Raw genomic sequence first — 24,947 nt, 5'->3', positions numbered from 1 at the left:
GCGCGGTGTTGCCGGGGCGTATCCGGTTTTCGATACGCGGACGATACACACCGGCTCATAGCATGAACGGCATGCGTGTGCTGATCGTCGAGGACGAGCCCTACATGGCAGAGGCCATCCGCGACGGCCTGCGCCTGGAAGCGATCGCGGCCGACATCGCGGGGGACGGCGACACCGCTCTGGAACTGCTGGACCTCAACACGTACGACATCGCCGTCCTGGACCGCGACATCCCCGGCCCGTCCGGTGACGAGATCGCCGAGCGCATCGTCGCCTCCGGCAGCGGCATGCCGATCCTCATGCTCACCGCCGCCGACCGGCTCGACGACAAGGCCACCGGGTTCGCGCTCGGCGCCGACGACTACCTCACCAAGCCCTTCGAACTCCATGAGCTCGCCCTCCGGCTCAGAGCGCTCGACCGGCGGCGCGCCCACCACCGGCCGCCCGTGCACGAGCTCGCCGGTCTGCGCCTCGACCCGTTCCGCAGGGAGGTCTACCGCGGCGGCCGCCATGTCGCACTGACCAGGAAGCAGTTCGCCGTACTTGAGGTCCTCGTCGCGGCCGAAGGCGGTGTGGTCAGCGCCGAAGCGCTTCTGCGGCGGGCCTGGGACGAGAACGCCGACCCGTTCACCAACGCCGTGCGCATCACCGTCTCCGCCCTGCGCAAGCGGCTCGGCGAACCCAGGATCATCGCCACCGTGCCGGGCGTCGGCTACCGCATCGACGTACCGCCCGGCGGCAACGGTGCCACCGGTGGCAACGGTGGCACCCGCGAAGGCGGCGCGGCCGGTGGTAACCGTGGGTAGGCCCCGCGGGCCGAGCGTCCGCCTCAAACTCACCCTGAGCTACGCCGGGTTCCTCATGCTGGCCGGTGCCGTGCTGCTCGCCGCCATCGGCTTCTTCCTTCTGCGCAACGGGTGGCTGCGGACCAACGAGCAGGGGCGGTGGCAAGCCACACCGGGCACCTCCTTCGTGCAGGGCTTCGCGCCCGTGGCCGCCGGGGTCATGGTGTTCCTCCTGCTCTTCGGCCTCCTCGGCGGATGGCTCCTCGCCGGCCGGATGCTCGCTCCCCTGGACCGCATCACGCGGGCCACCCGCGGGGCCGCCGCCGGATCGCTCTCCCACCGCATCCGGCTGCCGGGCCGCCAGGACGAGTTCCGCGAACTCGCCGACGCCTTCGACACGATGCTCGTCCAGGTCGAAGCCCATGTCGGGGAACAGCGGAGATTCGCGGCCAATGCCTCGCACGAACTGCGCACCCCGCTCGCGATCTCGAAGGCCCTGCTCGACGTCGCCCGCAACGATCCGCACCACGACCGGGAGGAGATCCTCGACCGCCTCACCGCCGTCAACACCCGGGCGATCGGTCTGACCGAGGCCCTGCTCCTGCTCAGCCGCGCCGAGCAGCGGTCCTTCACCCGTGAACCCGTCGACCTGTCCCTCATGGCGGAGGAAGCGGCCGAAACCCTGCTGCCGCTCGCGGAGAAGCACGGCGTCACCCTGGAGGCCGGCGGCGCCGTCGCGTTCACGACGGGATCACCGGCGCTGCTGCTGCAGCTGACGATGAACCTCGTGCACAACGCGATCGTCCACAACCTCCCCGCACAGGGCACCGTACGGGTCACCACCAGCGTCTGCCCGCACACCGTGGCGATCACGGTCGAGAACAGCGGCGAGCAGGTCCCCGCGGACCTGGTCGCCTCCCTGACCGAACCCTTCCGGCGCGGCACCGAACGCGTGCACACCGACCACGCGGGCGTCGGCCTGGGCCTGGCCATCGTCAAGACCATCACCCAGGCACACGACGGCACGCTCACCCTCACCCCACGCCCGGGCGGAGGCCTGCGCGCCGCCGTGGAACTGCCCGCGTGCGGCCCCGCACGCGGGGAAGCCGGCAAGCGGTGCCGGGCGTCGGCCACCGTTACGTAGAGACCTCTGCGGATACAGCCCGTGGGGTGCGCGGGCCGGGCACGTGAAAGCGCGAGGTCACAGACGCGCCTTCGCCGGAACGGCGCCATGACGCGAGACCCTGAGCCCATGGAGCCGACGGACAGCGATGCCTCGTACCTGGCCGGACTGTTGGCGCTCACGGTCGCTACCGGCCTCGTGGACGCGGTCAGCTACCTGGCACTCGACCACGTCTTCACCGGGAACATGACCGGCAACGTGCTGTTCGTCGGCTTCGGGCTCACCGGGTCCGGGCAAGTGCCGCTGCTGAACAACGCGGTCGCCCTGGTGGGGTTCCTCGCCGGCGCAATCGTCGCGGGACGCCTCGTGCACGGACGTACGCACGTCACGCGCCTCCCCACCGCTCACCTGCTGGTCCTGTTCGGCACCGCTGCCACGGTCCTCGTGACCGGAGCCGCCTGGCTGGTGCTGGGCGCCCCGGCCGGAGAACGGCTGATCGGGCTCACGGCCCTGCTCGCCACGGCGATGGGTATGCAGGCGGTGGTCGCCCGCGGGACACGGATCTCCGACGTCACCACGGTGGTCATCACGAGCACGCTGGTGAACTTCGCGCTGGACAGCCCGCTCGCCGGCGGCACCGGCGACAAGTGGGTCCGCCGCGCGGGAGCGGTCGTCTCGATGGGCGCGGGAGGCACTTTCGGCGCACTGCTGATCAGCGCCTGGTCCGGTGCCGGCGCGCTTCTCGTGGCCGGTGCGTGCATGACCCTCGGGGCGATCGGGCTCGGGGTGGCGCGGCACCGGGAAGGACGCCGGGCGGCCGGCACCCGGACGATCCCCGAACGAACCGGATAGAAGCCGGACGATGAACGACAAGGAGTCGGAGATGAGCGAGAACCGAGTAGTGGTCATCACCGGGGCGGCCCGAGGGATCGGTCGCGCCACAGCCGTGGCCTTCGCACGAGAGGGATACAGCGTCGCCGGGGCCGACATCGCCGCCCCGGCGAGCTCCGCGATGGACTACCACCCGGCGGCGCCCGAGGACCTCGCCGAGACCGGGCGGCTCGTCCAGGGGGCCGGGGCCGAGTGGCTGCCGGTGGTCTTCGACCAGCGCGACCGGAGTGCGGTGAAGGCCGGGCTCGACCAGGTCGTGGAACGCTTCGGTGGAATCGACGTCGTCTTCGCCAACGCCGGTATCCAGGGCTTCGCGTCCCTGCTCCAGATGAGCGACGAGCTCTGGGACGACCAGATCGACATCAACCTCACCGGCACGGCCAACGTTCTCCGCGCCGCCGCGCCGCTGCTCGTCGAGCGCGGGGGCGGGCGGATCATCGTCACGTCCTCCACCCAGGGGCAGCACGGCACCCTCGACGGCGCAGGCTACTCGGCGTCCAAGTGGGGACTGATCGGGCTGATGAAGTCGGCGGCCCTCGACCTCGGCAAGCACGGCATCACCGTCAACGCCGTGATCCCGGGGCTGGTCAACACGGCGCTCACCCGTCACGAGGACCGCTACGCACAGATCATCCGTACGGGCGGCCACGAACCCACCGGCGACGTCGCCGAGGACGAGCGGACGGCAGCCGACGCCCAGCGCGGCAAGCTGCCGCTCGGGGTGCCGTGGGTCGAGCCCGAGGACGTCGCACCGCTGGTGGTGTTCCTCGCCTCCGACGATGCGCGCATGGTGACCGGTACCAGCTTCGCCGCCACCGGCGGCGACAGCGCCAACATCACGGCGTGACGACCGCGTGAGCGACGCTCAGGCGGCCGACCGAACCGCTGAGTGGCCAACTGGCGTGCTCAGTCACATCGACGTGACTGAGCACGTCACTTGGCGAGTGGGCGTGTGAGTCGGTGACCGGGAATCCGGTGCCGACGGCTCGGTGAGCCGGGGCATGGCCAGAGACCGCCGGTGCCACCGCGGTCGCGACTACCGTCTTGTGCGGGCGGTTCTTGAAGGTTGGCCTCGCGCCACCTGATTGATCTGTAAATGCCTGGAGCGGGGCGCGGGTGGTCCCGCGGCAAAGATCTCTGGGCCGTGCCTTGAAAGTGGTGCACGATGGGGTCGACCGCGTACCGATCGAAAGAAGCCTCGTGGCTGACTCCGTGCTCGAGCACGCCCTGCGCCGTCTCCGCTCTGTGAAGTCGCAGCAGCCGTCCGATGCGTGCTCTGCCGAGTTTGCTGACTGGCGGGAGAGGATCGCTGGGGCCTTGGATGCGTTGGCCCCCGTGCTGATCTTCGAGGAGGACAGGGTCAGGGCCAGAGCGGAGGCGGCAGCAGCACGGGAGCAGGCCGCAGACGTGCGACGCCAGGGTGAGATCAGGGCTAGCGAGCGCTGATGAGCCCCCATCGTTGTCGCTCCTCGCTCTGTCCACCGTGGTCGCGGTCAGCATGGCATGCGTGAGCGACGGCACCGGCAGGTCACAGCTATTCGCCGATCGCGGCTACCAGGACGGTGGCCTCGAAGCAGACCGCGAGTTCGTCGAACCGTGTGCCACCGCCCGGTTGCGCTTGAGCCGGTTGATCCCGTCCTCGGCCGCGTGCCGGGCCTTGTAGTCCTCGCGGTCGAAGGCCGGGGGCCGCCCACCAGTCCTCCCCTCCGCTTGCGGTTCCCGGCCTGGTCGGCGGGCTCCGGGATCGTGCACCGGATCCCGCGCTTTCGCAGGTAGGCCCGGTTGGCGCGGGACGAATACGCCTTGTCGCCCCGCAGTCGCGGCGGACGGACACGCGGACGGCCGGGCCCGGTGCGGGGTACTCGAATACCTTCCAGCACAGCGGCGAACTGAGGGCTGTCACCGCGCCGGCCTGCGGTGACCAGCAGTGACAAAGGCCGCTGGCCTTGTTCGCAGGCCAGGTGGACCTTGGTTGGTCAAGCCTCCCCGGGACCGGCCCAGGCCGTGGTCGTCGGGTTCGACCTGGAGACCGCCTGACGGACCCCTCTGGGCCTGTCCGTCGCGGCGGGCGCCCGCGGCGTGCTGGTGGGCCCGCAGATCGTGGAGTCGATGGATGTTGACCTCCCACGTGATCAGGAGCCCTCTCCTACAAGCTGAAGATGGCGATCCTCGCCGAGGCCACGGCTCAGACCAGCCGGACGACATCACGATCACGAGCTGGCTCGTGATCGTCGCCGAACTCCTGGAAGCGGCATGCCCCCGAACGCGCCTGCCGCAGCGTCCTCTATGACGGCAGAATCCCTCCTCGTCAGCCCGTCGCCGCAGGAGCTCCCGCGGCGGCGAGCATCGTGCACGACGCACGCCGACGACCCGCAGGCCCTGACGGACGCGCTGGTCACAGCCGCCACCGCGGACGAAAAGGGCTACCGCGACGACGCCACCGTCGTAGTGCTCTGCGCCGAAGTGACAAGCCCGCCTTCGTCCGCGACTGACCGACCACGCCGTGATGAAGCTGCGCCTGGGCTGCACACCATGGTGCCCCAGCAACGAGCCCCGGCTGACAACCGATCGCGACAGCACCCGACCCTCGGCGTTTCGGCCAACCACCCCCGCGCCGCGTGCCCTTGCGCGGCAAGGGTCGGTGCACCGCGCACCCTCGGAAACCGCTGAATTGCCGCGCGCACAGACAGTCCGAAAGGAACGGGTGCTCGAAATCATGCTGCGTCGTTGAGCACTGCGTCACGACCACGAGGGGAAAACACATGGCCACCAGTCGAGCCAGGCAGCGACAAGAGCGCGAGCAGCCCGAAGACCGGAACCGCAGACGACATCTCGAACGCCGAGCGGGAACTCTACGGCGGTCGGCTGCGCTACGACCAGTCCTACGCGCGACACGAACGCCCCCTGACCCGAACGAAGTTCAGGCACATGGCTGCGGCGCTGCCCCGCATGGTGCTGCGCACCAGCTGGGAGGCGGACCGGCGCGTTGTGATGGGGGGCGTTGCGGCCGAACTCGGGCAGGGCGTCACGGCCGGGTGGGGGCTGGTGGCAGTCAACACCGTCCTCGCCCAGCTGTTCGCCGACGGCCCGACCGTTGACAAGCTCCGCGACGCCCTGCCGTCCCTGGTGTCGACGAGCCGACCAGTGCCCTCGATCCTCATGCGGAGATCACTGCGTTTGCGGGCTGTGGTCCCTGGCCGAGGAGGGGCACGCGGTCGTGCTCGTCACGCACCGGCTCGCCGCGACCATGCACGCCGACCACATCTACGTCCTCGACCGGGGCTCTGTCGTCGAGGACGCCACCCACGAGGACCTGACGGCCATCAAGGGCGGCCTGTATCAAGGGATGTTCGCCGTCCAGGCAGCACAGTACGGGATCATGCCGGCCCCCAACGGCGTTCGCCGCCCCCGGGGCACGCAGCCAACCGGCCACGAGACGGCGAGCTGATCCACCCGCGCGGCCTCCCCCTTCCCTCAGCCTGCCCGCCACCCTCCCTACGACATCGAAGGCGAGACGACGCCCATGTCACCCAGTTCCACCGCGATCCGCAGGACCGTCGAGGCGTACCTCGGTCGGCACCCCGGCGAGCGTGACGCCCTGGCCGGACTCCTTGCCGCGCTGGAGCGTGCCTTCGACGCGACGGCACGGATGCCGCTGCCCGGGCACATCACGTGCAGCGCCGTCGTCATCGACCGGCAGGGCCGGGCCCTGCACGTCCGGCACCCGGCCACCGGCGAACTCGTACACACTCCCGGCAGCCACATCGAGCCCGAGGACCGCACACTGCTCGCCGCGGCATTGCGCGCGACGGTGGAGGAGGCCGGGATCGCACCGGGCACCCTGTGCCTGACCCGGCAGATGCTCGGCACTCCGATCGACATCGATGTCCACGACGTGGCTGCCAGCCCGTCCAACGGGGAACCGGCCCGCCACTACGACATCCGTTACGTCTTCTACCTCGCCGTCGAGGAGCCGCCGACGATCGCGCGGCCGGACGAGAAGGGGGCCGCCGCCCAGTGGCTCCCGCAGGCGGAAGTCACCTCGCCGACACTGCGCGCGAAACTCCTCGCGGCGCGGCTGGACGGCCGGCCCGAGCCGGTGAACGCTTCCGCGCTGATCTACGACGCGACCGGTCGCTACCTGCTCCATCTGCGTGACCACAAGCCCGGCGTCATCTGGGAGTCGGGGGCATTCGCTCTTCTCGGCGGCGGCCGCACGCACGACGACCAAAGCCTTGAGGGCACCCTGATGCGGGAACTGTCCGAGGAGGTGCCCGACCTCCGTCTGGAGGACGTGACGCCCTACTCCGTGGGGGCCGCCACCAGCATCGACGGCCTCAGCGTCCCCGTCCAAGTCTTCGCCGGCCGGTGGCGCGGCACCGACCGGCTCCGGCTACATGAGGGCGTACTGCTGCGCTGGTTCACCCCCGATGACCTGGACCGGCTGCGCCTGAGCCCCGCAACCCGGGAGCTGATTCGCCAGCACGCGGCCGAGAACCCCCCGAACATCAAGCCGGCCGTGGCTCCTCCCGTGTGGGACTGGGGAAGCCAGGGGGTGCTGAACGGTGTCGGAGTCCACCTTCACCTCGAAGACGCGGAAGGCCGGGTGCTTCTCGGTCTGCGGCATCCCGACTCGAAGTACGCGGACAATACCTGGCACTACCTCGCCGGGAGGTGCGAGCAGGAGCCCGCCCTCGCGTGCTTGGTCCGCGAGGCGTGGGAGGAGGCGGGGCTGGTCATCGACCCCGCGGATGTGGAGCTCGTCCACGTCATCCACGTCGTTGACGCCCCGGGCAGCCTGCCCCTGATGCAGCTCGTCTTCCGGGCTCGCCGGTGGGAGGGCACCCCCGAAGTTCGCGAGCCTGACAAGTGTCTGGCCTGGCAGTGGTGGCCGCGGCACGAGCTCCCGGACCGGATCGTCTCGTACACCCGCACGGCCATCACCGCGATCTCCGAAGGCCGCCCTTATTCAGAGATGGGCTGGTGAACAGGATGAGCCACCGCGCGGTGGCCTACCCGCCCGGCAGGCCCAGGGCCGAGCCCACGCACGTGCAGTGGGGGCTCCTGGCAGGGCAGAGGGAGGTACTCCGTGCCACCCTGCGCTGAGACCCCTTCCGCCTCCGGCACTCTTGCTGCTGATCCCGCTCGTCGTCCTGCCCGCTCCCCGATGTGCGCCCTACGGCAGTTGCCGGACCCGCTCGCGGACCGGACGTCCCCTCCGGCCGCACCCTTCCCCGCGCGCACGGACGACGCGCGGCACGAGCACGCACTCGGAGGCGATGCCTCGTGGCCGAGGTGCCGAACTCGGCGGCGCCGCCCGCTGCTTCCCCGCCCGATCCCCTGGAGTGCACTGTGCTGAGCGACCCCACCGCACCCGCCGCGCCCCTCCTGCCGGCCCAGCGCGGCGCCGACACCGGGGAGGCTGGGGCGGCCCGGGCGGCGATGGTCGCCCGGCTCGAAGACAGCGGGGCCCTCGGCCCGGGACCGGTGCGAGAGGCGCTGCTCGCGCTGCCGCGCCAGCTCCTGATGCCCCAGGCGTACGTGCGGCGCAGCGCCCCCGACGTGACGCCGCCGTGGTGGGATCTGCTGGACTTCTCCCGTCCGGCCGACCGGGAGGAGTTGCTGGGGCGGCTGCACAGCGGGGACAGCGTCTCGATCCAGCACGACGGCGAGCCGATCCTCGGCCGACCTCCCGGGCCGCGCCGCGGGGGCGTGATGACCGCCATGTCGAGCACGATGAGCCTGACCGCGGACCCTGCTGCAGCAGTTGGACCTGCGGCCCGGTCAGCGGGTGCTGGACGTGGGGACCGGCGCGGGGGTGACCGCGTCGGCGGCCTGCTTCGTGTGCGGCGACGAGGGCGTCGTCACCCTCGACATCGACCCGCACGTCACCGCGGCCGCCCGCGAGCGGCTGTCCGCCCTCGGCTACCGGCCGGCCACGGTGACCGGGGACGGCACCACCGGGTGGGCCGCTGCGGGCCCGTACGACCGGATCTTCGTCTCGTTCGCCGTCCGCTACGTGCCACAGGCCCTGGTGGAGCAGTTGGCGCCGGGCGGCCGCGCGCTGATGACGCTCGGCACGTCGTCGCCTTCGTGGCCGGGTCTGGCCGTGATCGAACGACGACGGGACGGGAGCGTGGAGGCCCAGCTGCGGGCGGTTGAGTTCGGTCACCGCGCCGGTGCCGGCTTCGACCGGCTGTTCCTGTCCGCCGCCTTCCGTGCGGAGATCGCCACGGCCGACGGATGGAAGCAGCGCAGCATGCTCGCACCACCGCCCGACACGGCGCGCGGCATGTGGCTGGCCCTGGACCACCTGTATCCGGGGCTGGTGCGTCACTTCGGCGCCGAGGACCTGACGATCGGCGCGCCCCAGTGCCGGTCGTGGATGCGCGTGCGGGCCGTCGGCTACCGCCGGTGGGACGTGACGACGTCGGGGCCCCGGGACATCTGGGCGGAGATCCCGCATGTCGCCGACCGATGGCGGGCGGCCGGTGCACCGGGCGCCTTCCGGCTCCACTTCGATGCCGACGACGGCCAGCGCGCCACCAGCCCGAACGGCGCACTGACCTGGAAGCTTTCCCCCGGTAAGACTGGAGATGCACGATGATCCGCCCCGGCCTAACCGCCGCTCTCCTCCTGCTCCAGGACCATGCCGACGGCGGAGTCCTGCAAGAGGACGCGGTGTTCACCGTGCTGCTCGCGCGCCGCCCCGGCGGCACAGTGTGAGCGGCGCCCAGCGGCACACCGAGCCGCTCGACGTCCACCTGATCGCCGTGCGCGACGGCGCGGCGGGGCCCGAGGTGCTGATGTCCCGGCGGGCCGATGATGTGTACGCGGCGGGCTGGTGGCCTCTCGTGTCCGGGCACTTGGACGGCCCGTGGGAGGACATGGTCGCCGCCCTGGTGCGCGAGGCCCGGGAGGAGTCCGGTGTCGTCGTCGACCCGGCCGATCTCCGCGCGGCCGTCACCGTGCATCACCGCTCCCCCGCTGGCGATGGCAAGATCGGGGTGTTCTTCGAGGTGCGGCGGTGGAAGGGCACCCCGGAGGTCATGGAGCCCGATGTGTGCGACGCCATGGGGTGGTTTTCCTTCGATGCTCTGCCGGAGCCGATGGTGGCGTACTGCCGGGCCGGGTTGGATGCCTACCGGTCCGGCGCGCGGATGGCCGTGCACTTCCAGGAGCCCGGCGACCCGATCGCCTACGACCGGTCCGTCGACCGGCTGATCCTTATCCCGGGCCCCCGCGGGCGCGGCGCGGTCCCGGAGCGGGCGGTGCGCGCGTTCGTCGAGCAGGCGGTCGGTCGGGTCACCGCGTGGACGGACGTGTCCTGGGTGCGGGAGGAGAGCCGCGTGTGGCGGGCGGGCGGCGCCGAGGGCGGCGAGTGGTACGTCAAGATCCACCAGAACGACCGCTTCCACCACCGTGAAGTCGATGCCCTCCGCAGCTGGGTCCCCGGCCTCGGTGCGGCCGGGCCCCGGCTGGTGGCCGCCGACCCCGCGCTGAGGGCCGTTGTACTCACCGCGGTGGGCGGACGCACCCTGCACGGCGCCGTCCACCCGCCTGAACAGCAGCGGCGGATCTTCCACCGCATCGGGCGGCTCGCCGCGTCCATCCACCACAGCACCCCGCCCCGCCCGGCCGCCGACAACTTGCCGTTGGCGAGGTTGGAGCGGCATCTGGCCGGTGCCCTGCCTCATCTCGCGCCAGGCGACGAAGAGTTCATCCGCGCCACCGCCGAGAGGTCCACCGGCCTGGCCCCCGTGGAGATCGTGCCCACCCACGGTGACTTCCAGCTTCGCAATCTGCGCTGGGACGAGAGGGCCGAGGACCTCTACGTGATCGACTTCGAACGGTCGGAACCGGGCCCGGCCGTGCGGGACTTCGTACGGCTCTCCGACGCTTGGCACGGCCGGCCCGACCTCTTCCAGGCCCTGCTGGACGGCTACGGCCGTCGATTCCAGCCTGAGGAAGAGGCCCAGTTCACGGTCTTGTCCGTCCTCGACGCCGTCTCCGGCATCGCCTACGGCACCGCCCACGGTGACCCCGAGCTGGTGGAGCGCGGCCTGCGCACCCTGACCCGGCTGCGCACCGAACAGCGTCCCTGACCCCCGCCCGCCCGACACGAGGAGCAGCACCTTGACGTACACAGAGCGCGACGAATGGGAGCAGCACTACCGCGGGGGGAAGGGGTGGCGCCGGCTCGGTGAGCGCGAGCAGGAGCTCCTTGCCGAGCACGTCCCGGTACCCGAGGGCGGAGGCCTGGCCCTGGACGTGGGCTGCGGGACCGGGGAGCTGGCCGCCCACCTGGCCCGGGCCGGCTACACCGTGAACGCCGTCGACTTCACGGACAGTGCGATCGCCCGGGCCCGGGAGGAGCACGCCGGCATCGAGGGTGTGCGCTGGCTGCAACTGGACATCGAGCGCGACGACCCCGCCTTGCTGCACGAGGAGGGCTACGACCTGATCACGATGCGGCTGGCGTATCCGTTCGTGAGGGACCGCGGCCGGATTGCTCACGGGCTGGGCGAGCGGCTGCGCGAGGGCGGCGCGTTCGTCGTCATCACCCCGACCGTCGATAACACGCCGTCGGAGCGACGCGGGATCGCCCTGGACGAGGACGAGATCACGCTGCTCGGTGCCGACTGGGAGACGGTGGAGCGGCTGGACGCGGACGGACTGGCCTTCCTGGTGCTGCGCGGGCCATGCCACCTCGACACCCGGGCCGTCGAGAAGCGACCGACCACCGGCCACGCCCTGACCGGCGCCCTCGCCGTCGTCACCGACGACGCCGGCCGGGTCCTTCTGGGCCGCTCCCGCCTTGGCATGCTCGAGCTGCCCGGCGGCAAGACCACCGGCCCGGAGAACTTCGCCGCCGCAGCAGTGCGCGAACTCGCCGAGGAGACCGGCCTGGTCGCCAACCCGAGCGACGCGCACGTGGTGACGATGCTGGTCGACGACAGCCACGGCATCCCGCGGCTCACGGCCGTTGTCCGTATCACCACGTGGACGGGAACTCTGACCACCGTGGAGGCGGACAAGTTCGACCGCTGGGAGTTCTTCGACCTGCACGCTCTCGCCTGTGTCGGAGACATCTTCGTCCCGGCCGCACTCGCGATCGACAGCGTGTGGCCCGGCGTCATCCCGGGCCTACCGCCTGTGGTTTCCTACCCGCTCGCCACCGAGCGGCCGCCTGTGCCGGGTGAGCCGGACGAGGCCGTCCGGCTGCGTCAGGCGATGGCCCAGACGGTGATCGACGGCGGCTGGGCCCCGTCCGAGCCCGTCCGCGACGCGCTTCGCACGGTGCCCCGCCACCGCTTCGCCCCGGAAGCGAACCTGGCAGCCGCGTACGACGGTGGAGACCGGGCCGTCATCACCCGGCGCGACGCGACCGGGACGGCCATCAGCTCGGTGTCCGCGGCCTGGCTCCAGGCCGACATGATCGAGAGCCTACGTCTTCGGCCGGGTGCGATCGTGTTCGAGGCGGGGTCAGGTGGCTACGACGCGGAGCTGATCGCCCACGCCGCCGACGGTCGCGTGGTGAGCGTCGACATCGACCCGTGGGTCGTCCGCCGCACCCGCGCCTTCCTTGCGGAGGCCGGCAGCGGCCGTGTCACCGCCGTCGAAGCCGACGGCGCCCTCGGCGCGCCCGCCCACCTGGTGCCCCGCGGCGGCTTCGACGGCAGCGTGATCACCTACAACTGCTGGGACATCTCCCCCGCCTGGCGCGATCAGCTGGCCGAGGGCGGGCGCCTGGTCATGCCGCTGGAGATGGGCGGGTACACCCGGGCGATCGAGTTCGAGAGGCGTGGTGAGGTGCTGCACGCCCGCCGCTTCACCTACTGCGGCTTCGTCCGCGACCAGGGTCAGCAGGGCCGCCCGGCCCCGACCGTCCCCTTGCTGGATGGAGCGCTGACTCTGCGCTTCGACGACGGCCCCGCTGTCGGCACTCAGGGCCTGGAGGAGGCGCTGCGCGGGCGGCGGTACGAGGTCGCGACCGGCGTGACCATGAGGGCCGCGAACTCCTACTTCGGCTCCCTTCAGCTGTTCGCGGCCACCACTGTGCCGGGCTTCTGCCGGCTGGCCGCCCACCAGGAGTCCGCCGAGGCAGTGACCGGCATCGCGAAAGACCGCGACGCCCCCGCGCTCCTCGGCGAGGCCTCGCTGGCCTATCTGATCCACGTCCAGACCAAGGACAGCCACCGCCGGGAAGACAAGGAGTGGGAGTGGTTCGCGTACGCCTTTGGCGAGCAGGGGCCCGAGCTTGCCGAGCGGCTGGTGGCCACGGTGCTGGCCTGGGACCGGCACATCCGCGCCGAGGCCAACGACGAGCACGCCGATCCCGTCCTGTCGGTCCACCCGGCCGGCACGCCCGACGATGCGCTGCCCGCCGGTGACGTCTTGGACAAGGTGAACTGCCGCTTGGTGTTCCGGTGGCCGGGGCGTGACGTTGTGCTGCCCGGGCCCGTTGAGCGTCCGGTGGCCGACGCCGTGACGGAGGGGGTGTGACGGTGGGACGGGCTGTGCGACAGGCGGTGTTCGTCGCCCCGACGGAGCGCGACGAGCTCGAGCGGATGCGGCGCGCACACGCGGTCGCCGCCATGCAGTTCCGGGTGTCCGCATCAGGGCCGGAGGTATGGGGGTGGCAGGGCCGCACCCTGGGGCACCGGGCCGGGGACTGCTGGCTGCGCATCGTCTCCGCCGAGGCCTGCAAGGCGGGCGGACGGCTGTGGGAGGGGACGGCGACCGCGGACACGCACGTACCCCGGTCGGTGCCGCGGCCACGGCTTCGCGGCGTTCTCGACTGGGCCTCCCGGGACGTCACCTACCGGGCGGAGCTCACCGAGCACGTCTCCATCGAGCCGGTCACCAGCGGCACGCCCGCGCTCGACCAGGACATCGCTCTGCCAGACTCGTGGTGGGCGGAGCTGAGGTCCGCACTCGGGACGCTCGCGACGGTGAGCACCGACCGGGAATCGGTACGGCAGAACTGGGTCGACCGGAACTTCCGCCGCTTCCTCGGTATCGACCCCGTCCGGATCCGTGAGACGACGACCGGGCACGCCGATCTGCACTGGGCGAACCTTACCGGCGCGCCCCTGGTCCTGCTGGACTGGGAGAACTGGGGCCGGCTGCCCGTGGGCTACGACCTGGGGCTACTTCACGCGTACTCGCTGGCCGCGCCGGCGACCGCCGCCCGGATCCGGCTCGAGTTCGGCCACGTCCTGGACACGGACGCCGGCCGGGCCGGGGAGCTCATTGCCCTCGGGCAGCTCCTCCAGGCGTGCTCCCGGGGCGTTCACCCCCACCTCGCCCCGCTCGTCGCCCGTCAGGCCAAGCACCTGACCGGCATCCCCGTCCCCACACCCTGACCGGCCCCGACGGCCTGGAGGAACCCATGTCCCGCCCGCGCGTCGACGTCGTCGTTCTGACCATGAACGATCGCCCTGCGGAGGAAGCAGCCGCGCAGGCGACACTTCGTGCCCAGAGCGGCGTCGACGTGCGGGTGGTGGTGGTCGGCAACGGCTGCACGCCCGAGGTCGTGCCACCCGATGCGCTCACCGTGAGCCTGCCCGGGAACGTCGGCATCCCAGGTGGTCGCAACGCCGGCGCCCACGCGCTGCACGAGGCGGGCGATCCGGCCGAGTGGCTGTACTTCCTCGACAACGACGCCGGCTTCCCCCGTGCGGACGTCCTCGCTCGGCTCGTCGCCGAGGCCGAACGGCATCCAGAAGCCGCCTGGGTGCAGCCCCGGCTGACCGGCCCGGACGATGCGGCCACGCCGCGCCGCTGGGTCCCCCGGCTCCGCGCCTCGAACCCGGGGCAGCCGGGGAAGGTCGCCTCGATGACCGAAGGCGTCGTCCTGATCCGGCGCGACGCCTTCGACGCGGTAGGCGGGTGGGAAGAGCGACTCTTCCTGTATCACGAGGGGGTCGACCTGGCCTGGCGGCTGTATGAGGCGGGCTGGGGCGGCTGGTACGCGGCCTCGATCCGCATGCACCACCCCCTCACCGAACCCGCCCGCCCGCCACGCGCTGTACCACCGGCTCGCAGCCCGCAACCGGATCTGGATCGCCCACCGCAACCTCCCCGCCCTGCTCCTTCCCCTCCACCTGAGCGCCTGGACCACAATCACCCTGGCCCGGGCCGGGCGCCGCGGCGGACTGAGCCAGACCCTGCGCGGCATGCGCGAAGGATGGACAAGCCGGCGTACGCAGCGGCGGCGCCCGATGAGCTGGCGCACCGTCCACCGACTCACCGCCGCCGGGCGGCCGCCGATCATCTGACCCTCCGCCCCATCCGCCCCTACGAGGAGTCCTCTTCACCATGTACCAACCGCCGTTGCCCTCGCTGATGGGGGTGTTCGCCCATCCCGACGACGAGAGCCTGTTGGCCGGCGGTGTGCTCGCACAGCACCACACCGCCGGTGCCCGCACTTGCGTCGTCACCACCACCTGGACAGCCAGCAGCCACCGAGTTCCCGAACTCGCCGACGCTCTCGCCGTCTTGGGTGCCGGGGCGCCGCGGCTGCTCGGTTACGCCGATGCCCGCAATACCGACTCGGCCCCCGACGGCGCCGTCCGCCTCGTCGACGCGCCCCTCGACGAAGCCGTCGGACGACTGGTCGCACACATCCGCGAGGTCCGGCCCGATCTCGTGATCGGTCACGACGCCCTGGGCCAGCTCACCGGGCACCCGGACCACCGGCGCGCCCACCAGATCACCCTCCTCGCAGTCGAGGCCGCCGGACTGCCGCACCTGTATCCCGACGCCGGGGAGCCCTGGCAGCCTGCCGCGCTGTACGCGGCCACGCACCCGGAATCCGGCGTCGGCCGGCTCGGCCCGCTCCTTCGGAGCGTGGGCAAGACGCTCCTCACGCTGCCGGACGCGTACGTGACCACGAGCGTCGACGTCTCACCGTGGGCCGCGGTGAAGTGGGAGGCCATTTGCGCCCACCGCAGCGAGGCCGCCCGCGCGCGGCCCCTGCCCGGTCTGCTCGCCCGCCTCACCGAACCGGAACGCAACGACATCATCAGCACCGAGCACTTCACCCGGCTCTCCCTCGGCCCCGCCCCGGGCGAGCCGCACAGGCTCGTCGCCTGACCCGGCCCACCATCCGCAAGGTCCCGCCCGCACGATCGGAAACCAGATGACCACACGCCCTCCCCCGCCCCGCCGCCCGGCACGAAGATGACCGACGAGGACCACGCGGCGGGCCGGTTGCGCCGCAACCGGTGCTGCTGCCCGGGGTGTCGGTGTTGGCAACCTGAACCTGCTCTGCCGCTGCAGCTTCACCGCCAGCGTCCCGGCGGCCGGCGCCCTGCGTCCGCTGCGCGACCCGGACGCGCCGGAACTGGACGAGGACGACGACGGCCAAAGGTGAGCGCCAGCAGCCGTGGCGGCCCTGGCGGTGTCCCGGTGTGTCGGTCAGCAGTCATCCCAGTGCCAGGCGCCGTCCTCGCGGATCCACGTGTCGAGCACTCCGGGGTATTTACCTATGTCCTCGGGGTCATTCCCTCTGATGCTGATCTGGGTGCGGTCGTCGTCGTACCAGTAGATCCAAATGTTCTGCATGGTCAGATGCCGGTAGTCCGGATGGGTGTTCTCAGACACTGCCTTGAAGTCGGCCCTGGAGAGATCGACCTGGCACCGCTTGGAGAGCAGGTCGTAGCCACTGATGTCGTTCTCGATACGGGCTCGGGCGAAGTCAAGGGCGGCCGTCTTCAGCGCAGCGACATCATCGGGTGCGGAGTCCCCCACGCTTGGAGTAGGGGTGGCGTTGCTGGTGTCACCGCCACTGCCAACTGAAGCGGACTGGGTGGGCTTGCCGCTCTCCTTGGCCTCGATGTCGTCACTGCAGGCTGTCAGCGGCAGGCAGAACACAGCGGCGATAGCCACAACAGAGCGAGCGCGCATGGGCCCCCCTCGGAGTGATGTGCACGGTGTTGCGGGAAGAATGCAGCGTATCGAGGCGAAGAGATACGTGAGTGGGGAACGACAAAGGCCCAATCGCCATCGAGGCAGCCTTGCAGACTTGCCTGCGCCTCAAGGGGGTCTCATGTGTCGTCAAACGATGGCGAGCTCAACCGGTCAGCGCATCACCGCTGTTCAGAAGGTCAGCGTAGACCTCCGCCGGGATCAGCGGAGATGTCCCGAAAGGCTTCCCGGAACTCGTGGACGTGCCTGAGAAGCGGGATGAATATTCGGGACGGTCCGTGTCGAGCGGACAAGCGGGAGAGGAACGCGTGGACGGCGGCTTGGACGAGATCACCCGCGCCGAGCTGATCGAGCGCGAGCCGTGCCCGCGGTGCGGGCACCGCCCGGGTCGGTGTGCCCGGGCGAACTCCGGTGTCGTCGCCGTCGACTACCACACCGGCCGCTACGCCAAGATCCTCACGCTGAAGTCCGGACCCGCGATCCGCATACCCGCCGCGCGCGGCCCCGGCCGCACCCGGCAGCCGGCCCCGCACCCGACCTCGACCCGGAACTCCTCACGAGGGCCGGCGACCGCATCGGCTACGCCCGCGTCTCCAGCAAGGGCCAGGACCTCGCCGGACAGATCCGGCTTCTGAAGAAGGCCGGCCTCGGGCCTCGGGCCTCGCCGAGAGGCTCTGGAGGACAGGGCGGCGGCCTCAGAAAGCGATGTGGGCGTCGCTTCGCGGATCCCCTGATACCCGATGGTCGTCGTAGAGCCCGTTCTGTGCCGAACGGCGCCACGGCCGGGCGTAGCGGAGGGCCACGTCGATGTCCGGGTCAGTCGAGTCGAGGTTGATGTCCGCGACCGCCAGAGCGGGTTGCCCGTCGGCGGGGCACTGCGCAAGCCACCGGCCACCGGGTGCCACGATTCCGGACGGCACCGTGGTGCTGAACTGGGCCGGGATGGAGTGGCCGAGCCAGTAGCTGTAGAGAGTTCCGTAGGCTTGGGCGACCCGGGCCGCGGCGCGTCGTCGACCATCACGGAGAGCAGGACGCAGTCGACGTCCAGGCGTTCGTACTCGGCGAAGAGCGGCGGGAAGTTCGCCTCGACGCAAAGCGCGCAGCCGATGCGGATGCCGTCCACCTCGAAGACCACAGGCTCGCTCCCCGGGGTGTACAGGTAGGAGACCTCGGTGTGCGGCAGGAAGCGCTTGTCGTAGCGCGCGACTAGGAATCGACCTACGGGAGGCGCAGCCGCGCCCCTCCGCCGCACTGGCGGGCGGGGGGAGGCAGCGAGCGCACGCGACAGGGAGCGCCGGAGAACACGTCACTCCAGGTCAGCGCACCCTTCCTCGTGGTTTCAGCGCCACCGGCGGGAGCGCCGGAGCGGGCAGTCTGGCGCCGTCGTAGCCCTTCACCTCGCCGAAGCGCGGGCCCTCCATCCAGTCCAGCCGGGCCGCCTCGATCTCCTCGTGGGAACGCCCGACGAAGTTCCACCACATGACGATCTCCTCCTCGAACGGTTCACCGCCCAGGAGCATCAGCCCCGCGTCGGACGCCGCGCGCAGCGGCAGTTCGGTGCGGCCGCAGCCGAGGTACAGCATCGAGCCCGGCAGCACCGGGACCCCGTCGACCTCGGCCTCGCCGGACATCGAGAGCACGGCGTACTCGAAGTCGGGGTCGAGCGGCAGCCGGGTCTCGGTGTCGCGGGTGAGGGAGAGGTCCGCCCCGACGATCGGGGTGTAGGCGGTACCGGGCGAGCGGGCGCCGTCCAGTTCGCCCAGGATCACGGTCGCGGTAAGGCCCGGCGCCGTGACGGTCGGCAGATCGGCGTGATGCTCGAAGTGCGGTTCCACGCTGCGGTGGGCGTCGGGAAGGGCCACCCAGAGCTGGGCGCCGTGCAGATACCTGGCGTGTGGCCTCGGGCTCTCCTCGGAGTGGCTGATGGCCCTGCCCGACGTCATCAGCCCCAGCTCCCTCGGCCGGACGGTCCGCAGGCTGCCCAGGCTGTCGCGGTGCAGCACCTCGCCGTCATGCAGCCAGCTCACGGTCTGCAGACCCATGTGGGGATGCGGGGGGACCTGCATCCCCGGCTCCTCCGCGATGTCGTCGGGGCCGTAGTGGTCGACGAAGGCCCAGGCTCCCACCATGCGCCGGCCCAGGTTGGGCAGCAGCCGGCGGACCTCGGTCGACTCCCCGAGCCGGACGTGGCGCGGGGAGAGTAGCTCCCGCACCGGCTCGGCGACGACGAAGCCGCGCCCTCCGCAGACGGTGGGTGTGGCCTGGCGATCGAGATTGCTCATGGCACTCAACCTATTCCCGTGCGGACGCGGAGCGGTGGTCCCCACGCCGAAAATTTAGTGGAATGTTAAACTACCTCACGGTGTTGACACCACCGTGAGCCGTTCCGGTCAAGGAGGAGAAGTGGACGAGACCTACTACGAGTTCGGTACGCCCGCCGACCGCTGGGACCGGGCGAACCTGTTCTTCGAGGCCAAGGAGTACATGACCGCCGCGCGGATCCTCGGCGGGCTCGTGAAGGAGACGCCCGAGCAGGTCGCCCCGCGCCTGCTGCTGGCGCGCGCCTACTACCACTCCGCGCGCCTGGCCAAGGCCGAAGCGGAGCTGCGTGCCGTGCTGGAACGCGACCCCGTGGAGCACTACGCGCGGCTGATGCTCGGCCGCACGCTGGAGCGCCAGGGCCGGAACACCGAGGCGGCCACCCATCTGCGTATGGCCGCCGCTCTGGCCGGGGACTTCGGTCCGGTGCCGTCCGGGTCCGGGCGGACGGCACGGTAGGCGGACAGGTGCGTACGGACCGGCCCGGCGGCGACCCACGGAGGCCGCCGGGCCGGTCCGCGTCACACCGGGCCGGTCCGCGTCACACCGCCGCCGAGCCGCGTCACACCGGGCCGCGGCCTGCCGCAGGGCTGCACGTCACCACACGTGGGGCAGCGTCACCGCCGTCACGACGAAGCCCTTGTCTGCCAGCCATGTCCCCTCGAACACACGCGGCATCCCGGGCGCGGTGCGCAGCAGCTCCGCCGTGAACGTGCCCTCCATCGCCGCGTCGTCGTCCCGGTGGAACCTCACGTCGGCCTCCGCGAAGTCGAGTTCGATCCGGGTGAGCGGGAACCACGCCTTGAAGACGCTCTCCTTGGCGCTGAAGAGGAGCCTGTCCCAGTGCGGCGACGGGGCGTCCGCGTCAGGAGTGATCCGCCGCCGTTCCGAGGGCAGCGACACGGCCGGCCACACGTCGGGCGGCAGGGTCTCGTCCGGTTCGGCGTCGATGCCGAGCCCCCGTATGTCGGACGCCCTCGCCAGGACCGCCGCTCGGTAGCCGTCGCAGTGCGTCATGCTGCCCACGGTCCCCTCGGGCCACAGAGGCATACCGCGATGGCCCCGCAGCACGGGCGCCGGAGGCAGCCCGAGGGCGGACATCGCCCGTCTCGCACAGGCCCGTACGGCGGTGAACTCGTGCCGCCGCCGGTCCACGCTGCGCTCGATGAGCGCGGCCTCCTCCGGGTACAGGCCCGCCGCCCCCTCGGCTCCCGTCTCGTGGGTGTCCGCGCACGCCACGTACGCGGGCAGCAGCCGTTCGATCACGACGCGTCCTCCGTCACGGCCGGGGCCTCCCGCGTGCCGTCGTACGGGAGGATCTGCCGCAGAAGTCCGCGTGGGTGCCCCCGTTTGCGCCACTCGCGCGGATAGCCGATGGAGACCTCTTCGAACCGCACACCGTCGTACCAGGTGGTGCGGGGGATGTGGAGGTGACCGTAGACCACCGCCGCGACGTTGAACCGGCGGTGCCAGTCGGCGGTGAGTTCGGTGCCGCACCACTGGGCGAACTCCGGGTACCACATCACCGAGGTGGGTTCACGCACCAACGGCCAGTGGCCCGCGATCACGAGGGGGACCTCGGGATCGTGGGCGGCCAGCCGTCGTTCGGTCAGGGCGACCCGCGCCCGGCACCAGGCGTCCCGGGACGGGTGGGGGTCGGGGTGGAGCAGGAACTCGTCGGTGCAGACGACGCCCGCCTCGTGCGCGCGGGCCAGGGACTCCTCCTTGGTGGAGGTGCCCGGGGCCCTGAAGGTGTAGTCGTACAGCAGGAACACGGGGGCGATCGCCACGGGCCCGTCCTCCCCCTCCCCCTGCCAGCGGGGGTACGGGTCCTCGGGCGTCGTCACACCGAGCTCGCGGCAGACCCGGACGAGATGGTCGTAGCGCTCCTGTCCGCGCAGTCGTACGGGGTCCTTGTCCAGGGTCCACAGTTCGTGGTTGCCGGGGGTCCACACCACGTGGGCGAACCGGCCGGCCAGCGTCTCCAGCGCCCGCTCGACCTCTTCGGCCTGCTCCGCCACGTCGCCCGCGACGATGAGCCAGTCGGCGTCCGACGTCGGGCGCAGCCGGTCCGCGACCGGCTTGTTGTCGGCGATTCCGACGTGCAGGTCGCTCACGGCGAGGAGCCGGCCCCGTCCGTCGGGAGGCCGGGGGGCGGAAGCGCTCTTCGGGCTCATGCGCCGAATCTACCGTCCCGTGGCGTCCTGTCAGGCGGCCTCGAAAGGTTTCCTGTCCATGCGCCCGCCGCCCTCGGCCGTCACCCGTCCTCGGCGTCCCGTACCTCGCCCGTGCGCGCCGCCATGAGGGACTCGTAGTACGTGCCCAGCCTCCGCAGATAGAAGAGGTCACTCGTGTCGTTGTCGCGTTCGAAGCGGGGTGCCGCCTTGATCTCGTCCTTGCCGCACCTGACCTTGACCGTTCGCCCGGCCTTGTCCACCTCGGTGACCAGACCCGCCGGAACGACCACGCTCCGGCCGAACTTCCACACACCCGCGTCGACCACCAGATGGTCGAACCCCGGGATCCGCGACAGCCTCACCACGGTTCCGAGGCTGCCGTCCGCCGCCTCCACGCCGTACTCGACCACGTCCTCACCCAGCGCGGATGTCGGGTCTTCCCAGATGCGGACCGTGTCCATCGTCGTCCTCCGTGCTCTCGGCTCTCTGCTTCCCGGTCTCCGGTTTCCGGCCGGCTCTTCCGGCCCGCCCCCGGTCTGTCTCCGGTGCTTCGGGACCTTCCGTATGCCCCGGAACACGGAACGGAACCGTGTCTCACCGGGCTGTGCGGGGACGTGCCGGCCGTGCGCCGAAGGAGCGGCGGGTGGCGGCTCACGGCAGGACGCCCGCGCGGCTGCCAGGCCCCCTGCGGACGGACGGGTGGGGGCGTGGCAGTCGGCGGGGGTCCCTGCGTGGCACGAGCCTCCGAGGACCGCCTCCACGTCGGGTACGGCGTCAGCTACGGGACTTGAGCCGTTCGAGAGCGGCCACACCGACGACGGCCAGGCCGACCTGGATGGCGAGTTCGATCCAGTCGATCCCCTTGGTGTCCGCGACCCCGAAGGCGGCCGCGACCGCCGTACCGACGAAGGCCGCGACGATACCGACGACGATGGTCCAGAGCACGCCGATGTGCTGTCGGCCCGGGAGTACGAGCCGTCCCAGGATGCCGATCACGATGCCGACGACGATCGCGCTGATGATGCCGGAGATCTCCATGCCTGCCCCTTCTTCCGTGGCTCTCGGGTGTCTCCCGGGTTCGCGCCCCGGGACATGTCCGCTGTCTGCCCCGATCCGACGGAAACACGCCCGTTCCGGCAGGCCCTCGGCGAAAGCCGCGCCTCTGATCTCACCGACCCGCCCCCTCCCCCGCACCGAGGAAGATTGTTTATCCGCGTTCGTACTGTTTTCAGCTCTTCGCACCGGGTACCACGCAGAGAGGGTTACGTGGGCGGAACGCTTTGTTCCGTCTGTTCCCCGCTGCCCCGCACAGCCCGCCGCACCACCCCGTCGTACTGGAGATTCCATGTCGGATCAGCGCAAGAGCCCGTTCGCCACGGTCAGTCCGTACACCGGGGAAACCCAGGCCACCTTCCCCGTGATCGAGGGTGCGGAGGTCGACTCCGTCCTCGATACCGCAGGTCAGGCGTTCGGCGCCTGGCGGAAGCGGCCGATCGGGGAGCGCGCCGCGGTAATCGGACGGGCGGCCGAGCTGATGAGGGAGCGCAAGGAGCCACTGGCACAGCTGCTCACCCTGGAGATGGGCAAGCTGATCTCCGAGGCGCGGGGGGAGGTGGATCTCGCGGCGTCGATCCTCTCCTACTACGCGGAGAACGGTCCCGCGTTCGCGGAGAACGAGCGGCTCGACGTCGAGGAGGGCGAGGCGTACCTCGTCAACGAACCGCTCGGTGTCCTGCTGGGCGTCATGCCGTGGAATTTCCCGTACTACCAGGTGGTGCGCTTCGCGGGGCCGAACCTGGTCCTGGGGAACACCGTCCTGGTCAAGCACGCCGGGATCTGCCCGCAGTCGGCGCTCGCCCTGGAACAGCTGTTCCGTGACGCGGAAGCCCCCCAGGGCGTCTACACCAACCTGTTCGTGAGCCACGACGAGGTCTCGCGCATCATCGACAGCCCGGTCGTACGGGGAGCCTCGCTCACCGGCAGCGAACGGGCGGGCGCCCAGGTCGCCGAACGGGCCGGGCGCAACATGAAGCCCAGCCTGCTGGAGCTGGGCGGCAGCGACGTCTTCATCGTCCTGGACGGCGAAGGGCTGGAGCGCACGGTCGGCGCCGCGGTGGCCGGCCGGATGGCGAACACCGGGCAGAGCTGCGTGGCGTCGAAGCGGTTCATCGTGCTGGCCGACGTCTACGACGCCTTCGTGGACGGGATGCGGCGCGGGTTCGAGGCGTTGCGCCCCGGCGACCCGGCGGACGAGGCGACCACCCTGGGCCCGCTCTCCTCGGAGCAGGCGGCGTCGAGCCTGGCCGACCAGATCCGCGAGACGGTGGACCAGGGAGCCGAACTGGTCCTCGGCGGCCACCGGATCGACCGTCCCGGCGCCTTCGTCGAGCCGACGATCCTCACCGGCGTCAAACCCGGGATGCGGGCCTACGCGGAGGAGCTCTTCGGCCCCGCCGCGGTGGTGTACCGGGTCGCCGACGAGGACGAGGCCGTCGCCCTCGCCAACGACAGCCGGTACGGCCTCGGCGGCTCCGTCTTCTGTGCCGACGTGGAGCGCGGCCGCCGGGTCGCCGAGCGGGTGGAGACCGGAATGATCTGGGTCAACCACCCGACCTCGACCCAGGCCGACCTGCCCTTCGGCGGGATCAAGCGGTCCGGCTACGGGCGTGAGCTCTCGGCACTCGGCATGCGGGAGTTCGTCAACCGCAAGCTCGTACGCGTCCTGCCGCCCGACGCCGAACTCCGCGGCATCGCCGGCTGAGGACGACCCCACGGCGGCACCGTCCGGGAGCCCCCGGCGTCCCGCCGTCCCAGACCACCGACCGACAAGGCAAGGAGTCACCGTGTCCGCAGTACCCGACGTCACCCTCAACAACGGCGTGCGCATCCCCCAGCTCGGCTTCGGGACCTTCCAGATCCCCCCGGAGCAGACGCGCGAGGCGACCCTGGCGGCCCTGGAGACCGGCTACCGCCACATCGACACCGCGCAGATGTACGGCAACGAGAAGGAGGTCGGACAGGCGGTCCGGGACTCCGGGCTCGACCGCGCGGACGTCTTCGTGACCAGCAAGCTGGACAACGGCGCCCACGCGTACGACGACGCCCTCAGGGCGTTCGACGGGACCATGGAGGCACTGGACCTGGGCCACCTGGACCTCTTCCTCATCCACTGGCCGCTGCCGGGCAGGGGTGACTTCACGGAGACCTGGAAGGCCATGGAGGAGATCTACCGTTCCGGGCGGGCCAAGGCCATCGGCGTGTCCAACTTCCAGCCGCCGCACCTGCGCCGGCTGCTGGAGAGCGCCCAGGTCGTGCCCGCCGTCAACCAGATCGAGGTGCATCCCTACCTCACCCAGGACGCCGTCAGGGCCTTCGGCGCCGAGCACGAGATCGCCACCGAGGCCTGGTCCCCCATCGCCCAGGGCAAGGTGCTCGGCGATCCGGTGATCGCCGCCGTCGCCGAACGGGTCGGCAGGTCGACGGCCCAGGTGACGCTGCGCTGGCACCTCCAGCGCGGGGACATCGTCTTCCCCAAGTCGGTGACGCGCGAGCGCGTCGAGGAGAACTTCGCTCTCTTCGACTTCTCCCTCACCGAGGGCGACATGGCCGAGATCTCGGCGCTGAACCGCGACGAGCGGACCGGGCTGGACCCGGACCACTTCAACGGCTGAGTCCTCGCCGCCCGGCCGGGAGGGACGGTCCCCCCGTTCGGCGAGG

General features: G+C 71.2%; 23 protein-coding genes. 16 read left to right on the top strand and 7 right to left on the bottom strand.

Annotated elements, in window-relative coordinates:
- Positions 1–71 precede the first annotated feature (71 nt).
- The 4 genes from B9S64_RS32315 (at position 72) to B9S64_RS32300 (ending at position 3,646) form a co-directional block, all read left to right on the top strand.
- Positions 72–806, top strand: a complete 735-nt coding sequence (locus tag B9S64_RS32315; RefSeq protein WP_103491657.1) for a response regulator transcription factor — start codon at positions 72–74, stop codon at positions 804–806.
- A gap of 55 nt (positions 807–861) precedes the next feature.
- Positions 862–1,929, top strand: a complete 1,068-nt coding sequence (locus B9S64_RS32310) for a HAMP domain-containing sensor histidine kinase (protein WP_103491658.1) — start codon at positions 862–864, stop codon at positions 1,927–1,929.
- Between the two features lie 108 nt (positions 1,930–2,037).
- A complete protein-coding gene (locus tag B9S64_RS32305; RefSeq protein ID WP_181012317.1) occupies positions 2,038–2,760 on the top strand; it encodes a YoaK family protein in 723 nt (240 codons plus the stop codon).
- Positions 2,761–2,791: 31 nt separating this feature from the next.
- Complete coding sequence (locus tag B9S64_RS32300; protein ID WP_103491659.1) at positions 2,792–3,646, top strand: SDR family NAD(P)-dependent oxidoreductase; 855 nt, start codon at positions 2,792–2,794, stop codon at positions 3,644–3,646.
- A 646-nt stretch (positions 3,647–4,292) separates the two neighbouring features.
- On the opposite strand, the gene B9S64_RS32290 is transcribed toward B9S64_RS32300, so the two are convergent.
- Entirely contained in the window at positions 4,293–4,733 is a 441-nt protein-coding gene (locus tag B9S64_RS32290) for a transposase (RefSeq protein ID WP_374936075.1), read from the bottom strand.
- 1,283 nt (positions 4,734–6,016) lie between these two features.
- Here B9S64_RS32290 and B9S64_RS32275 point away from each other — a divergent pair.
- The 9 genes from B9S64_RS32275 to B9S64_RS32230 all read left to right on the top strand — a co-directional run bounded on the left by B9S64_RS32275 (position 6,017) and on the right by B9S64_RS32230 (position 15,900).
- The gene (locus B9S64_RS32275) at positions 6,017–6,247 is read left to right on the top strand and encodes an ABC transporter ATP-binding protein (protein ID WP_181012318.1); all 231 of its coding nucleotides are present in this window, start codon (positions 6,017–6,019) and stop codon (positions 6,245–6,247) included.
- Between the two features lie 75 nt (positions 6,248–6,322).
- Positions 6,323–7,786, top strand: coding sequence for an NUDIX domain-containing protein (locus B9S64_RS32270; protein ID WP_103491638.1), 1,464 nt, complete (start codon positions 6,323–6,325; stop codon positions 7,784–7,786).
- A gap of 780 nt (positions 7,787–8,566) precedes the next feature.
- A complete protein-coding gene (locus B9S64_RS32260; protein ID WP_258037890.1) occupies positions 8,567–9,406 on the top strand; it encodes a methyltransferase domain-containing protein in 840 nt (279 codons plus the stop codon).
- Complete coding sequence (locus B9S64_RS34695) at positions 9,403–9,525, top strand: hypothetical protein (protein ID WP_258317593.1); 123 nt, start codon at positions 9,403–9,405, stop codon at positions 9,523–9,525. Before B9S64_RS32260 ends, B9S64_RS34695 begins: the two co-directional genes overlap by 4 nt.
- Entirely contained in the window at positions 9,522–10,904 is a 1,383-nt protein-coding gene (locus tag B9S64_RS32250; RefSeq protein ID WP_103491639.1) for a phosphotransferase, read from the top strand. Before B9S64_RS34695 ends, B9S64_RS32250 begins: the two co-directional genes overlap by 4 nt.
- 31 nt (positions 10,905–10,935) lie before the next feature.
- On the top strand, positions 10,936–13,305 hold the full coding sequence (fxlM, locus tag B9S64_RS32245; RefSeq protein ID WP_103491640.1) for a methyltransferase, FxLD system: 2,370 nt from the start codon (positions 10,936–10,938) through the stop codon (positions 13,303–13,305).
- A gap of 2 nt (positions 13,306–13,307) precedes the next feature.
- On the top strand, positions 13,308–14,168 hold the full coding sequence (locus B9S64_RS32240) for a hypothetical protein (RefSeq protein WP_258317592.1): 861 nt from the start codon (positions 13,308–13,310) through the stop codon (positions 14,166–14,168).
- A 26-nt stretch (positions 14,169–14,194) separates the two neighbouring features.
- A complete protein-coding gene (locus tag B9S64_RS32235; RefSeq protein ID WP_308460758.1) occupies positions 14,195–15,151 on the top strand; it encodes a glycosyltransferase family 2 protein in 957 nt (318 codons plus the stop codon).
- Positions 15,124–15,900, top strand: coding sequence for a PIG-L deacetylase family protein (locus B9S64_RS32230; RefSeq protein ID WP_103491642.1), 777 nt, complete (start codon positions 15,124–15,126; stop codon positions 15,898–15,900). Before B9S64_RS32235 ends, B9S64_RS32230 begins: the two co-directional genes overlap by 28 nt.
- A gap of 324 nt (positions 15,901–16,224) precedes the next feature.
- Here B9S64_RS32230 and B9S64_RS32225 read toward each other — a convergent pair whose 3' ends face one another.
- Both B9S64_RS32225 and B9S64_RS32210 read right to left on the bottom strand, forming a co-directional pair.
- The gene (locus tag B9S64_RS32225; RefSeq protein ID WP_103491643.1) at positions 16,225–16,713 is read right to left on the bottom strand and encodes a hypothetical protein; all 489 of its coding nucleotides are present in this window, start codon (positions 16,711–16,713) and stop codon (positions 16,225–16,227) included.
- 1,337 nt (positions 16,714–18,050) lie between these two features.
- Entirely contained in the window at positions 18,051–19,016 is a 966-nt protein-coding gene (locus B9S64_RS32210) for a pirin family protein (RefSeq protein WP_103491646.1), read from the bottom strand.
- Positions 19,017–19,137: 121 nt separating this feature from the next.
- Between B9S64_RS32210 and B9S64_RS32205 the strand changes: the two genes are divergently transcribed.
- Positions 19,138–19,512 (top strand): tetratricopeptide repeat protein, encoded by a 375-nt coding sequence (locus B9S64_RS32205; RefSeq protein WP_103491647.1) that lies wholly within the window; start codon positions 19,138–19,140, stop codon positions 19,510–19,512.
- A 138-nt stretch (positions 19,513–19,650) separates the two neighbouring features.
- Here B9S64_RS32205 and B9S64_RS32200 read toward each other — a convergent pair whose 3' ends face one another.
- The 4 genes from B9S64_RS32200 to B9S64_RS32185 form a co-directional block, all read right to left on the bottom strand.
- Positions 19,651–20,319, bottom strand: a complete 669-nt coding sequence (locus tag B9S64_RS32200) for a 4'-phosphopantetheinyl transferase (protein WP_103491648.1) — start codon at positions 20,317–20,319, stop codon at positions 19,651–19,653.
- Positions 20,316–21,230: a metallophosphoesterase gene (locus B9S64_RS32195; protein WP_103491649.1), complete on the bottom strand. Its 915-nt coding sequence runs from the start codon at positions 21,228–21,230 to the stop codon at positions 20,316–20,318. The genes B9S64_RS32200 and B9S64_RS32195 overlap by 4 nt, the downstream gene beginning before the upstream one ends.
- Before the next feature lie 80 nt (positions 21,231–21,310).
- The gene (locus B9S64_RS32190) at positions 21,311–21,691 is read right to left on the bottom strand and encodes a hypothetical protein (protein WP_103491650.1); all 381 of its coding nucleotides are present in this window, start codon (positions 21,689–21,691) and stop codon (positions 21,311–21,313) included.
- Positions 21,692–22,004: 313 nt separating this feature from the next.
- Positions 22,005–22,268, bottom strand: coding sequence for a GlsB/YeaQ/YmgE family stress response membrane protein (locus tag B9S64_RS32185; RefSeq protein WP_028440478.1), 264 nt, complete (start codon positions 22,266–22,268; stop codon positions 22,005–22,007).
- Positions 22,269–22,575: 307 nt separating this feature from the next.
- On the opposite strand from B9S64_RS32185, the gene B9S64_RS32180 reads away from it, so the two are divergent.
- Positions 22,576–23,991, top strand: a complete 1,416-nt coding sequence (locus tag B9S64_RS32180; protein ID WP_103491651.1) for an NAD-dependent succinate-semialdehyde dehydrogenase — start codon at positions 22,576–22,578, stop codon at positions 23,989–23,991.
- An 82-nt stretch (positions 23,992–24,073) separates the two neighbouring features.
- Entirely contained in the window at positions 24,074–24,901 is an 828-nt protein-coding gene (locus tag B9S64_RS32175) for an aldo/keto reductase (RefSeq protein WP_103491652.1), read from the top strand.
- The last annotated feature ends 46 nt before the right edge of the window (positions 24,902–24,947 follow it).

It is taken from the genome of Streptomyces sp. SM18 (genome assembly GCF_002910775.2).
Taxonomy (GTDB): Bacteria; Actinomycetota; Actinomycetes; order Streptomycetales; family Streptomycetaceae; genus Streptomyces; species Streptomyces halstedii.
Note: the sequence above shows the minus strand (reverse complement) of the source record. Positions and strands in the feature narration are given on the sequence as shown.